General features: G+C 53.1%; 11 protein-coding genes. 6 read left to right on the plus strand and 5 right to left on the minus strand.

All coding sequences use genetic code 11. The features are described from left to right. Positions 1-259: 259 nt before the first annotated feature. From NST23_RS02160 to NST23_RS02175, 4 genes are all read left to right on the plus strand, one after another. On the plus strand, positions 260-934 hold the full coding sequence (locus NST23_RS02160; protein ID WP_122966695.1) for a response regulator transcription factor: 675 nt from the start codon (positions 260-262) through the stop codon (positions 932-934). After that, entirely contained in the window at positions 934-2,223 is a 1,290-nt protein-coding gene (locus tag NST23_RS02165; protein WP_122966694.1) for a sensor histidine kinase, read from the plus strand. Before NST23_RS02160 ends, NST23_RS02165 begins: the two co-directional genes overlap by 1 nt. A 146-nt stretch (positions 2,224-2,369) precedes the next feature. Next, complete coding sequence (locus NST23_RS02170) at positions 2,370-2,663, plus strand: HesB/YadR/YfhF family protein (protein WP_173597943.1); 294 nt, start codon at positions 2,370-2,372, stop codon at positions 2,661-2,663. A 115-nt stretch (positions 2,664-2,778) separates the two neighbouring features. Then, positions 2,779-3,687, plus strand: a complete 909-nt coding sequence (locus NST23_RS02175; RefSeq protein WP_173599964.1) for a hypothetical protein — start codon at positions 2,779-2,781, stop codon at positions 3,685-3,687. A 66-nt stretch (positions 3,688-3,753) separates the two neighbouring features. Here NST23_RS02175 and menC read toward each other — a convergent pair whose 3' ends face one another. The 4 genes from menC to NST23_RS02195 all read right to left on the minus strand — a co-directional run bounded on the left by menC (position 3,754) and on the right by NST23_RS02195 (position 9,799). Beyond that, positions 3,754-4,902 (minus strand): o-succinylbenzoate synthase, encoded by a 1,149-nt coding sequence (gene menC, locus NST23_RS02180; protein ID WP_173597945.1) that lies wholly within the window; start codon positions 4,900-4,902, stop codon positions 3,754-3,756. Positions 4,903-4,957: 55 nt separating this feature from the next. Beyond that, positions 4,958-6,100 (minus strand): M20 peptidase aminoacylase family protein, encoded by a 1,143-nt coding sequence (locus NST23_RS02185; RefSeq protein WP_122966690.1) that lies wholly within the window; start codon positions 6,098-6,100, stop codon positions 4,958-4,960. Positions 6,101-6,172: 72 nt separating this feature from the next. After that, positions 6,173-7,594: a YfcC family protein gene (locus tag NST23_RS02190; protein ID WP_122966703.1), complete on the minus strand. Its 1,422-nt coding sequence runs from the start codon at positions 7,592-7,594 to the stop codon at positions 6,173-6,175. A gap of 180 nt (positions 7,595-7,774) precedes the next feature. After that, positions 7,775-9,799, minus strand: coding sequence for a sigma-54 interaction domain-containing protein (locus NST23_RS02195; RefSeq protein WP_340963032.1), 2,025 nt, complete (start codon positions 9,797-9,799; stop codon positions 7,775-7,777). A gap of 174 nt (positions 9,800-9,973) precedes the next feature. Between NST23_RS02195 and NST23_RS02200 the strand changes: the two genes are divergently transcribed. Further along, positions 9,974-10,645 (plus strand): LytTR family DNA-binding domain-containing protein, encoded by a 672-nt coding sequence (locus tag NST23_RS02200; RefSeq protein ID WP_122966688.1) that lies wholly within the window; start codon positions 9,974-9,976, stop codon positions 10,643-10,645. Between the two features lie 150 nt (positions 10,646-10,795). Further along, entirely contained in the window at positions 10,796-12,307 is a 1,512-nt protein-coding gene (locus NST23_RS02205) for an acetyl-CoA hydrolase/transferase family protein (RefSeq protein ID WP_340963034.1), read from the plus strand. Positions 12,308-12,396: 89 nt separating this feature from the next. On the opposite strand, the gene NST23_RS02210 is transcribed toward NST23_RS02205, so the two are convergent. After that, positions 12,397-13,578, minus strand: coding sequence for an MFS transporter (locus tag NST23_RS02210; RefSeq protein WP_173599965.1), 1,182 nt, complete (start codon positions 13,576-13,578; stop codon positions 12,397-12,399). Positions 13,579-13,653: the final 75 nt, after the last annotated feature.

The following is a 13,653-nucleotide window of genomic DNA, read 5'->3' on the forward strand; positions in this document are numbered from 1 at the left end:
TTTGCGAGTAATGGAGAATGCAGCTTTTTTTGTTTGCCCGTATTTGCAAAAAACGATGGTCTGTTTCTTTTTTCAAATCCAATTCAAAAAAAGGCGTGCTGTAATGAAAGTGTCTGTCTATTTATGTGCATTGTGATTCCGGCTGTTTATGCTATGCTGGATGAAATAGTGATTCATGCTGAAAACGGCAGAGGAACATGGAACAAGAAGTCGCAACGGATACGCACACAGCTAGCACTTTTCATGAAAGGGGATTTCCATGCTGATTCTTGCAGTCGAAGACGAACAAGCCCTGTTACAGACTATTGCTGGCGTTTTGAGTGATGAAGGCTATCAGGTAGATACGGCTGATCGGGGAGATGACGGCTTGTTGCTGGCGCAGCGAGACATCTACGATTTGCTGGTGCTCGATATCATGATGCCCGGTATGGATGGCCTGACTCTGGTAAAAACGCTTCGTGCCAAAGGAATTATGACACCTGTTTTGTTCCTGACAGCAAAGGACAGCGTCAAGGCAAGAGTGGAAGGACTGGATGCAGGAGCCGACGATTATCTGGTCAAGCCGTTTGCTGCGGAAGAGCTGACAGCGAGAGCGAGAGCTTTGCTGCGCCGCAATGGGAAGACGGGTACGGAAGGCGAAATGACATACGGTCCCATTTCTTTAAAAGTAAATGAATACGACGGTTTCGTGGATGATGAGCCGATGAAGCTGACGACTAAGGAGTACGAACTGCTCAAGTATTTTCTGCAAAATCGGGAGCAAATCCTGACGCGTCAGCAAATTTTTGACCGTGTATGGGGAATTGACTCAGAAGCGAATTACGGGGTAGTTGATTTGTACGTCCACTATTTGCGCAAAAAGCTGGGAGCGTACGAAAGCTTTATCCGCACGATCCGCAACGTGGGCTATATTTTGAAAAAGGAAGAACGTTAATGTTTCGAAAAACGCGGATTCGCCTGGTGACACTGAATGTCATCGTGGTATTTCTGCTGCTCAACCTGCTAGGAGGCGCTGTTTACTACACGATGAAGTATCGGCTTTACTCGCAAGTAGACCGCGAACTGGAAAAAGTGAGTCAGCGTCTTACCGTAGATCCCTTGCCTCGCTTGCAGCGAATGGACGATGAATCTTTTCCGTACAACCGGATGGAGCGAAAAAAGTATATCGACCTGGAGCGCAGGTACACGTTGCTCGTCTGGGACAGTTTTGGTCAAGTGATGGGAACAGCCTTTGGAGATCGGCTGGAGCCGGAGGATTTCCCCGAGTTTCTGCACATCGACAAACCAGACGGGACTGAGACGGTATCCATCAGAGGCCAGATGTATCGGGTACAGACAGTAACTGTGCCCAAAAAAGTCGTCGTGGGCGATCGAGTGCAAATCGCCTATCAGTTTCAATTGATCTACAATCTCGCACCTGAGCAAAACATGCTGAGCAGCTTGTTGTACGTCGTCGTGATCGGTGGTGCTGTCAGCGTCGTCATTGCCATCGTGGCGGGCTGGTTTTTGGCAAGGCGCGCGCTTATTCCGATCCAGGTTTCGTGGGAAAAGCAGCAGCAGTTCATCGCCGATGCCTCGCATGAGCTGCGCACTCCGTTGACCGCGATCATGGTCAATCTGGAGCGCCTGTTTCGCCACCCCGACCATACGATAGAGCAGGAAAGCGAGAAAATCATGATTGGCATGCAGGAGGCGAAGCGGCTGAGCAAGCTGGTGGCTGATTTGCTGACCTTAGCTCGCAGCGATTCCAACGAGCTGCAAATCATGAGCAAACGCATCCGTCTGGACGAGGTCGTGCAAAAATGCACACAGGTGTTTACCCAGCTTGCGATCGTAAAAGAAATCAGCCTGGAGACGAACATCGAAGGGCCGCTGGAAATTGCCGGAGATGAAGAGCGTCTGCATCAGTTGCTGGTCATTTTGCTGGACAACGCTCTCAAGTACACAAACAAAGGCGGCAGCATTTACGTTTCTTGCAAAAAAGACGGGAACCGCGTCGCCATCCTGGTAAAAGACAGCGGTATCGGCATTTCCAAAGAAAACATCCCGTATTTGTTCGACCGTTTTTTCCGCGTGGACAAAATGCGCTCCCGCTCCACAGAAGGCACGGGATTGGGCCTGTCCATCGCCAAATGGATTGTGGACGCCCACCATGGCAAAATTCACGTGAGCAGCGAGGAAGGCATAGGAACCAGCTTTTTGGTTACACTGCCAGTAAAGTAAGCAGAGGAACAGAGGCAGAACCGATTTCCACTTCAAGGGAATCGGTTTTTCTTTTGCAGACATGGATAAGTGTTGATAGTATACTTTTTTGCTTTACATATTTAGAAAGTAAGGTAAACTACAAGGGAAGAGAGGAGTGGCGTTTGATGAAGATGACGGTAACGGAAGCAGCTGTAGCGTGGTTTAAAGAAGAGTGGGGCTGCCAAGAGGGCGACAGCATTCGCTTTTTTGTCCGATATGGAGGGGTAAGCACGGTTCAGGATTCCTTTTCCATGGGGATCGCCAAAGAACTGCCGAACGAAATTGGACTGTCTACCGTAATAGATGGCATTACTTTTTATATGGAACAAGACGAGTTGTGGTATATGAACGGAAAAGGACTGATCGTGGACTACCGTCCAGCGACTGACGAAGTCGATTTCCGTCTGGATGAACAATAATGATGAGAAGCAAATGACTCCGCGAGATGGAGTCATTTTTATTTTCATACTTAACAAACTAAAATATATGTTATATTATAAATGCAAGATCCAATTGGTAAAAGGAGGATGTTACATGCGGTTACTCGATTCGTATTTGGAGCTAGGCTTGGTGGGAATGGCGCGCGCGGCGCAAGAAGGATGGTTCGAGGGTCATTACGGTGCGGCATTGCTGGCAGGCTACTACATGAATCAGGAGCATGATTTGCCTCGTCACGTAATAGAGGGGATTGAGCGAACCTGTGAAGCTTTCCGGAAATTGAAGCCGGAATGGTTCGCCCCGTTGGACCAGGAAGAAGAAGCTGATCCCGCCTTGCTGGACAGCGTCATTTACAGACTCAAGCAAAATACGCAGCAGCTGCGCACCTCCGGACATGGTTTGGCATTGGGCGTGCTGGCATTGAAAGCGCTCAAGGAACGTCCCGATCTGATCCGTCCGAGCATTGTCAGCGGGCTGGTTGAATTGCTGAAAAGGACAAAAGAAGACAGACCAACCCGCTATTGGGGCATCGCCAACTATTTTGCGATCAGGACGGAGGACGTGGCTTCGGAAGTGGCGCCATACGACACGACCGACGAGATGGCGGTCAGGACGTTTGACGAGCTACATACAGTCATCCCTGGGCGGGTGATTGATGGGCAGCGCTATCACTTTGCAGGCGAGGTCGTCCACAGCGTGACGCATGCCCAGGCTTTGACTGAGTTGGAGCGTTTCGGCTACGGAGAGATGGTCAAGGCGGGAATCGCCAATCATCGGATTCAAACCTATCTCGACCGTCAGCGACCGGAGTTTGTGCTGGAGGATGAAGTAAAAGAGCCAGCTTTTGCCGAGATTTTCGCGCCGGCGTATTGGGAGAAGACGTATAGCGACCCTCACGCGCTAAAGCTGCCGTACGCTGCGCTGGACTTGCTGAAAAAATTGCCGGCAGAAGACAGGGCAGGCGCCGAGCGCAACCTGTGCAAGCTGTTGACGATTATGGACTAAAAGCGCTCGATAACGAAAAAACAGGGAAGCCGCTGTGGCGTCCCTGTTTTCATTTTCATCAATGCATTACCAGCCCGGAATGACGGTCGTCGTGGACTCTTGATTCGCGTAGTAGCTCTTATGCTCCACCAGCGACCGGAGAATGGCGGCTTCATTAATCGTGAAACCTATGCCTGCTCCGGTAGGGACGGAGAGAACGCCCGGCGAAGCAAAATCGATCATCGGCGTAACGACATCCTCTGTAAAGTAGCGGTGAGATGGCGACGTGTCGCCCGGGATGGTGAAGTTGGACAGCGAAGCGATGGCGATGTTGTGGGCGCGGCCAATCCCGACTTCCTGCATGCCGCCGCACCAGACCGGAACGCCTTTTGCCGCACACAAGTCATGGAGCTTCTTCGCATCTGTCAGGCCGCCGACGCGTCCGATCTTGATGTTGATGATGCGGCAGCTGCCGAGTTCAATCGCTTTGCGGGCATCCTCGACGGTGTGGATCGACTCGTCGAGGCAAATAGGCGTTTTCAGCTCGCGTTGCAATGTCGCATGGTCGATGATGTCGTCGTGTCCCAAAGGCTGCTCAATCATGATCAGGCCAAACTCGTCGAGCTGTTTCAACATGTCGATGTCTGCGAGCGTGTAAGCCGAGTTGGCATCAGCCATCAGCGGGACGTCAGGGCCAAAGGTGTGACGGATGGCGCGCATCGGCTCTACGTCAAAGCCCGGCTTGATTTTCACCTTGATTTTTTTGTACCCGTCGCGGATAAAGCCGTCGACTCGTTCCAGCAATTTTTCGATGGTTGGCTCGATTCCGATGCTGACGCCGACATCGATTGTCGTGCGTGTGCCGCCAAGCGCCTGGGAGAGGGACAGCCCGTTCATTTTGGCGTACAAGTCCCAGACAGCGCCTTCCAGAGCGGATTTGGCCATCTGGTTGCGGCGCATCCAGGAGAAGATTTCCGAAACTTGATCAGGATGCTCGATGTCGCGGGTAAACAGTTGGGGAATCAGGTACTTTTCAAGCATGTACCAGACGGTGTCGACATCTTCTTCGTTGTAAACCGGAACATCCATCGCGACGCTCTCGCCAAAGCCTACGTGATTGCCGCTGTAGGCGCGGACGAGAATACATTCCTTGTGAGTTTCCAGCCCCATGCTGGTGACAAACGGGGCAGTCAGGGGAATTTTGATTCTTTGCAGATCGACGCGTTCGATTTTCATGACCATCTCTCCTCAGACATGTATTCGGATGAGCGAAGGCGGGTTGCAGGCGAGATTACTTGCCTGCATGCCGCTCAAACGTGGTGAGTACCGTTCGGGCCAAAATTTCGATGCCATCCAGCAGCGATTCTTTTGCAAAAGTCATTTGCGGATGGTGCAATCCGGGTGCCAGGCCGCAGCCCAGCCCCAGCATGGTTGCGCGTAGATGAGGCCGTTCTTTGGTGTAGTAGTGGAAGTCTTCCGCGCCCGGCGTCTGGATCGGCGCTTCCAGCTTGTCTGCGCCAAGCGTCTGGACAATCGCATCAGCCATGATTTGCCGAGCTTCCTCATGGACTTCGGCCGCGTACACCCGCTCGGTGATGTCATAAGACAAGTCTACCTCATAAAGCCGGGCTACATGTTGCAAAATGTGTTCGACTCGGGAAAAGAGCGCGTCGATGACAGGGTTCGTCTGCGCGCGCAAATCCAGATGGAACTGGGCGGAGCCGGGAATGATATTGCTGCTCTTGCTGCCCGCAGAAAGCTGCGTCATTTTCACGGAATACGGGATGAGCGGATCGAGATGAATGCCTTTGAGCTGCTCGACGATGGCGGCTGCGACCTCGATGGCATTGACCCCGAGATGCGGACGCGCTCCGTGGGCATCGTCTCCCTTGATTTGTCCAAAAATGGTGCCTGCCGCGCCGTGCATAATCGCCGAGGCAGCCGTACCTTGCCCAATCTCCTGAATCGGCCGGAGGTGGACGCCGTACAAGTAGTCGATATCGTCGACAACTTGCTTTTTGACCATAGCCAGAGCGCCGTTTCCGCTTTCCTCAGCCGGCTGGAAAATCAGCTTGAGACGTCCGGGAAGCTGAATATTTTGCGCCTGCAAGACCATGAGCACTCCCAGCACCATCGTCATGTGGGCATCGTGCCCGCAAGAGTGGTTGGCCTGGAAGACGCCGTTTACTTCTTGCCAGAGAGCGTCCATGTCAGCCCGCACGCCGACCGTCAATCCGCCCGGGGTCAAGTTTCCCCACTCAGCTACTACGCCTGTCACATCGTCAAAAGTAGTGACCCGGCAATGGTGCTCTTGCAAAAAGCGGGCGATATAAGCGGTCGTCTCGACTTCCTGCCAGCTAACCTCAGGATGTTGGTGCAAGTGCTCATACAGAGAAAAAATGGCGGGCTGCAATTGTTCGATAGTTGTGCGCATGGTTCCTCCATAGGTTTACGACCGGGGCTGCGCCACGTCATGGCCCAGCCAGTCAATTGGCAAAAATCGTGTCTAGGAAACGCCGATGGTGACAGCAACGATCAGAGCGACAGCGGCGATGAGTGCCCAGCCCAACAGCAGCTTCCAGATGAATTTGACCCATTTCTCGTACGGGATGCCTGCGACAGCCAAGTAGCCCATCAGTGCCGAAGAAGTCGGGATGATCGAGTTGGTCACCGCATCACCGTACTGGAACGCAAGAACGGCGATCTGGCGCTGAATGCCAAGCAGGTCTGCAATCGGCACCATGATCGGCATCGTTGTCGCAGCCTGGCCGCTTCCGGACGAAATGAACAGGTTGAGCACCGCTTGAATCAGGAACATAGCCAGTACGTTGATCGCATCCGGCAAATGGCCGATGGCGGAAGTCAGGGCGTAAATCATCGTATCGATAATTTTTCCTTCTTCCAGCACGACGGTGATCGCCCGGGCAAAGCCGACGATCAGGGCGCCGAAGGTAACGGCTTTGGCGCCAGCGACAAAGGAGTCAAACAGCTTGTCTACATTCAGGCCGCCGACAAGCCCGGCAACCAGACCCATGATTAAAAACGAAGCCGTCAGTTCAGTCAGGAACCATTCGTACTCGAACACGCCGTAGACGTTGAAGGACAGCCCACAGACCATCACCAAAAAGACAAGCTTGTGGCGTCCGTTGAGGTCTGGAATCTCGACAGCGACCTGATCGGTGCTTTCCTGTTTTTCGATCGAGTAAATCACGCTTTGGGTCGGGTCAGCTTTGACACGGTAGGCATAGCGCATGACGTACCAGATGGCAAAGCCGAGGACGAAAACGTAAACTACGGCGCGGAAAGTCAAGCCGGAGAAGAGCGGCAGTTGCGCCAGAGATTGTGCTACCCCTACCGTGAACGGGTTGAGCATACCGCCCATGAACCCGGCAGCCGCGCCCATCGTGATCATGGCCGTACCCGTTACCGCATCGAAGCCCATTGCCCGGGCGAGCGCAATCCCGATCGGGACGAAAATGATGCTTTCTTCCGCCATCCCCATCGTGAAGCCCCCGATGGAGAAGAGGAACATGGAAGCGGGGATCAGGAGCTTTTCCCTGCCCTCCAGATAGCGGACGCCTTTGTTGATGCCCGCCTCAATCGCGCCCGTTTGACGGATGATTCCGAAAACGCCGCTGACGATGAAGATGTAGAAGATGATTTGCGAGCCTTTTTGCATGCCCTCCGGAATCGCTTTGAACATGTCAAAAAATCCGACAGGACTGCTTTCGACAGGGTGGTAGCTGCCGTTCACGACAATCGTTTTACCCGAGGCTGCGTCCTTGACGCGTTCGAACTCGCCAGTAGGGAGCACGTAAGAAGCAAGCGCTGCCAAAATAATGATGATAAAGAGAATGGCATAAGTGTGTGGGACCGAAAAACGTTTCTTGGCTGGCGTTGCTTGAGGAGAAGGATGTTGTGTAGCCATGAGGTCACCTCGCTTTTTTTGGCTTTTTATAAGCAAGTGGCATGCCAAGTGTCGAAAATTCACGAAAAAAGGCGTTTTCATCGGACGAAGAAGGTGCTCCTCCAATAGAAAACGCACTCTTTAGGAATGTTTATTAGGATTTATTCGACCTAATACATCCTAATATTCAAAAATCTTTCCCTAGATTTTCCCATGCTTCCTCAGCACCTCGATGCCGTCTCGCGTTATCAAGGTTCCTTGACGTGTTGTTCCAGAGCGCACCAAGCCTAGCTGCTCCAGCTGTTTCAAGCGGTTGCGCAGCGCGCTTTCCGTCCAGCCGTTCGCTTGCAGAGCGGGGGAATGCGCCAGTTGGTAGCGCCCTACTGGTTTGTTGGAGAGGTAATATTGATACAGGGCGATTAAAATATCGAGATTTCGTTCATCGTCAAGCGGCACGACGGCAGCCAGTGATTGCTTTTGAAAAATACGCTCGGTCAGCCTCTTGGGGAGATCGGATACGCCAATGACAGGATGCTCGCTTACCGTAATGGCGTAGTCCACCACGTTTTTCAGCTCCCGAATATTTCCCCTCCAATCATGGGCAAGCAAAAGCTCCATCACTTCCGGCGACCAGCTTTTGCGAATGCCTTGCTGCTTGAGGTGATCGTCAATCAGCAGCGGGATGTCACTGATCCGTTCCCGCAACGCCGGAATCTCGATTGGCAAGACGGCGAGGCGGTAAAACAAGTCTTCGCGAAACGCCCCTTCTTTGACGGCATCCTCCAGATTGCGGTTGGTTGCCGCGATCACCCGGCAGTCTACGGACAAAATGCCTGTGCCGCCGACGCGAATCACTTGCTTTTCCTGTAGGACGCGAAGCAGCTTGACCTGGATCGCTGGGGAGATATCGCCAACCTCGTCGAGGAAAATCGTCCCGCCATCTGCCTGTTCGAACAGACCTGGCTTGCCGCCTTTTCGCGCCCCCGTGAAAGCTCCGTCATCGTAGCCGAACAGCTCGCTTTCCAGCAAGTTTTCCGGCAGCGACGCGCAGTTGATGGCGACAAAAGGGCCGTTTTTTTGCAAGGAATGCTGGTGAATGGCGTGGGCAAACAACTCTTTTCCCGTGCCGTTTTCTCCCGTCAGCAAGATCGTCTGGTTGTTTTTCGCCATTTTTTTGCTTAGCTCGATGGCGTGCAGCAGCGGTTGGCTGTCTCCTTTTATATCCGCAAAGGAGTAAGTAGCCGTGTGCCCGCGCAAAGTGAGTTGCGTGCGCAGGCGCTGAATCTCGGTCACGTCTTTTAACGTACAGACGAAGCCAAGCTGCTCGTGGCCTCTGCGAATGCTGTGGCTGCGGACAATGAATTGTCTCTGCTCGATGGCAATGAGCGTGTCTTCCTGGCCCTCCTGCTTGAAAAAGGGGGCGAGCTGACTTGACTCTTTCAGCGTGGTATACGGTTTGCCGATGATCGCTGTTTCGAGTGGACAGAACAGTTCGACGGCCGCATCGTTAATAAACGTGATCAAGCCAGCTTCATTGCAGGCGATGACCGGGTCTTTTACAGCTTGAAACGTAGATTGCAGTTGGCTGTTCAGCTTCTGCACCTCCGCGTAGGAAGTTCCGAGCATCTTGGCCAACTCGGACATTTCGGCGATAAAAGCGGAGAGATATTGCCGCTCCCATTCAATCGGAACCCCTACCTTGCGCCCAGTATCGATCAGATCGTGGATGCTGATTTTGCGGAAGCCGAGGTCGATGATTTCCACATGAGGCGGCAGCGGAACGTCGGGAATGCTCATGATGATCGCATACTGAAATTCCGCCTCTTCGAACGTACAGCCGGGGTGGAACGGAACGTAGTGCAAGTGATCGATGTTGGCTTCCCGCAAGTTTTGAATGACTTCTTGCGCGGTGACGGGCGAGTTGTTCATGACAGGTACGGTCGTTCCGGGCGGAATTTGCATGAGCGCCTTGATTTTGCGCAATTCAAAGAAACGGTTGAGGACGGTAATCGGCACCGTCTCGGGTACAGCCTGACGGGCGATCGTATACAACTCGGGTGCCCTTGTCGTGATGAAGACGTGTGATACCCCGGAGAGGTCCGGGATTGGCTCGTGGCTGGCATAACCGATGACCTTGCAATACGGTTCGAAGTACGTCCGCAGCTCTTTCAGCAAAAAAGCGAGCGTATCGGTTCCTTTTGCAATCAAGACAATGGTGTGATCCATGGTGCACCGCCTTTTCTGGGAAAACTGTTGCTACTAATGATAGCACAACGGCTGTCCGGCGATGGATGGATTCCCTTGTCTGCAAAGGAAAGACAAGGATTGATCTGCCAGGCGGGAAGTGTGGTTTAATAGAAGGAGAAGGAAAAAGCGAGAAGAGGAGCAGGGGGATTCAGCATGGAGAACACATTTGTTCCAGAGATGCTGCAAATGATCGGTCAAGCTGTGCCAGAAGAAGTGTCCATTGCGATATCGGATGGAACGCAATATTTGTATTATCAGCCTAGCTCAAACATAGACTTGAAAATTGCACCGGGCGATCAGGTTCCGGTTGGCTCAGCGACTCACAAAGCATTGATGGAAAGAGGCAAAGTAGGGCATCAGGTAGAAAGCCGGATTTTTGGAGTGCCGTACTACGGCTTGTCGCTTCCGTTGTTCAAAAGTGGAGAGGTCATGGGCTGTATCACCGCCATCTACCCTTTGCAAAGCGTTCCGCTTGCCAATCCGCAGCCGCGGCTGTCGTTTTTGATTGGAAAAGGGGAAGATGGCTGGCTGCCGATTCCGTTGCATGAGATTGTGTATATCAGCTCGAATGAAGGCAAGACGCTGTTGCATGCGGCCACTGGATCGTACGCGAACAAGTACAGCATGTCCGAGCTGGAATACATGCTTCCGCCGGAGCGGTTCGTGCGTTGCCATCGCTCGTATTTTGTGAACATGGAGGCGATTGGCTTCATCCATCCGCATTTTCACTCGACGTTTTTGCTGGAGATGAAGGACAAGCAGAAGACGAGAGTGCCCGTGAGTCAGACGTATGCCAGTGCGTTCCGGCAACTGCTCGGCTTTTAACAAGGAACAACGTCGTTTCGCTGAGAATGGTTCGCTGTCTTTTTTTCTAATTATCTGCTCAAATATTCTGCTTTGTTGAAAATTGAGTGCCCGCTCAGATTCCTTGTGCTAGTGTAGGAGCAAGAAAAGATGGCATAGGGGGTCACAATGATGTGGGAGCGCTTACGCGATAAACGAATGGCAGATAAAATCGTGACAGCTGAGGAAGCAGCGAGTTGGATCGAGGATGGCATGACGATCGGGTTAAGTGGCTTCACTCGTGCAGGGGATGCCAAAGTCGTGCCGCTCGCATTGGCCGAGCTGGTCAAAAGAGAAAACAAACCTTTTGGAGTGAACGTATATACAGGCGCATCGCTCGGTTCCGATGTGGATGCCGTGATGGCGGAAGCGGGAATCGTCAGCAAACGCTTGCCTTTTCAGGCCGATCCCGTGATGCGCAAAAAAATCAATGACGGCAGCATGATGTTCGTCGACCAGCATCTGTCCCACACGGCAGAGCTGATTCGTCAGGGAGCAATGGCCGCCATTGATTACGCGATTGTGGAAGCGGTTGCAATTACGGAGGATGGCATGATCATTCCGGCCACATCCGTCGGCAATTCGAACATCTTCGTCGATTATGCGAAGCATGTCATCGTTGAGCTGAATCTGGCTCAGTCTGCTGAACTGGAAGGCATTCACGACATCTACACACCAGGGAAACAGGGAGGGCGCGAGCCGATCCCGCTTACAGCAGTCGATCAGCGAATCGGCACAGCGGGAATTGTGGTCGATATGGATAAAATCAAAGGCATCGTGTTGACGAACCAGCTCGACTCGCCATCGACGATTGTGGAGCCGGATGAGGAGACAGCTCAGATCGCCGCCCATCTGATTGCGTTTTTGCGCGAGGAAGTGAAAGCTTCCCGTTTGCCGAAAAATCTCGCGCCGCTGCAATCGGGCATCGGGTCTGTAGCCAACGCGGTGTTCAACGGCTTTTTGGACTCGGAGTTCACCGACCTGACTGTTTATTCGGAAGTATTGCAGGATGCGGTATTTGACTTGATCGATGCGGGAAAAATCTCGTTTGCTTCCGGCTGTTCGATCACGCTGACTGCCGAAAAAATGGAGCACGTCACGCGTCATTTTGCCCAATACCGCGACAAGCTGTTGCTGCGTCCGCAGGAAATTACTAACCATCCGGAAATCATCCGCCGTCTCGGACTGATTGCGATCAACACGGCGATTGAGGTGGATATTTACGGCAACGTCAATTCCACGAATGTATCCGGCAGCAAAATGATGAACGGCATCGGCGGCTCCGGCGACTTCGCCCGCAACTCTCGTCTTGGCATTTTCGTCACCAAGTCGATTGCCAAAGGCGGGAAAATTTCCAGCATCGTTCCGTTTGCGTCTCATGTGGATCACACCGAGCACGATGTCGATATTATCGTCACGGAACAAGGACTGGCTGATTTGCGCGGCCTGGCTCCAAGAGAGCGCGCCTTGAAAATCATCGAGAACTGCGCCCATCCGCTCTATCGGGATCAATTGAGAGCGTATTATGAAGAAGCGCTCACACGCGGCGGGCATACTCCGCACGTATTGGAAAAAGCGTTCTCCTGGCATGTGCGGTACGCGCAGGAAGGCACGATGCTTGCGCATGAGCCGGCTCTCGTATAGTTTAAGAGTTGTAGGAGAATAACAGCGGTAAAAAACAAACCCGCCCGGGCGTCGATGCCTGGACGGGTTTGCTTGTGTCTGTGCTTGCTTTACCTTTTGGCGGAAGCGATTGTTACTGTTCCGCTTTCTTTTGGCTGAGAAAAGGATGCGACGGCAAAGCCCAGCCCTGCGAGCACGAGCAAGCCGCCAACCCAGCTCACATGCACAATCGCCGCATGGTTGACGATCAATCCGCCCAGCCCTGCGCCAAGTGCCAGCCCCAGTTGAAAAACCGAGGTGTTGATGCTGAGCGCGACTTGGGACGAGTGCGGAGACAAAGTAATCAGGTAATACTGCTGGGCAGGGACAGTCGTCTGAACCGCAGCCACCCAGAACATGACTGCCACAATCGCGCCTGCGAACAGCATGGTGGACAAGGGCAAAAACAACAGGACGAGCGCATGCACTACCAGGCTGATGTACAAGGTGCGACGGACGCCCCATTTGTCAGTGGCGACACCGCCGATTCGCGAACCCGCGACACTGGCGAGACCAGCCATGAACAGCGTAGCGCTTACCCAGGCGGTAGACATGGCGGTCGTGCTCTGCAAGAGCGGGGTGATGTACGTGTAAACCGTCGAGTACCCTGTGACGAAGAACAAAGAGAGGAGCAGGGCGTGAATCACGCGGCGGTTGCGTAACGCTGCCAGCTGCTGGCGCAAGGGGATGGCTGCCTCGCCTTGTTCTTTTGGCAAAAAGGCAAGAATGGCTGCGAACGGAATGATGGTCAGGACGCCGATCAGGGCGAATACAGACCGCCAGCCCCACAGTTCGCCGAGCATCGTGCCAGCCGGAACGCCGAGCACAAGCGAGAGGCTAAAGCCCATGAGAATGATGGCAATGGAGCTGCCCTTTTTCTCGGGGGAGGCCATATTGGCGGCTTGCGCGAGAGCAACCACCGTGTAAATGCCGCCGCAAAGCCCGAGCAAAATACGCGAGAACAACAGCAGGGAGAACCCAGGGCTGACGAAAGCGAGCAAATTCGTCAGGATGAACACAAAAAGCGCCCAGAGGATGAGCTTTTTGCGCTCCATTTTTGCCGTGAGCGCAATCAAAATCGGTGAACCGAAAGCAAAAGCCAGGGAAAAGGCTGTAACAAGCTGGCCAGCCAGGGAGACGGAGACGTGGGTGTCATTTGCGATCATGCCGATGATGCCTGTTACGATCGATTCGGCGGTGCCCACCATAAATTCTCCCAGTGCCAGCAACAAAATCAGTGTACGTCTGGACAAAGCGGCTTCACTCCTTGGAAAAACAAGCTTTTCATGCCGCCTGACCGCGCGCTGGTCAGTGAGCATCTCGGTAGT

This window comes from Brevibacillus sp. FSL K6-0770, assembly GCF_038000275.1.
In the GTDB taxonomy this organism is placed as follows: Bacteria; Bacillota; Bacilli; order Brevibacillales; family Brevibacillaceae; genus Brevibacillus; species Brevibacillus parabrevis.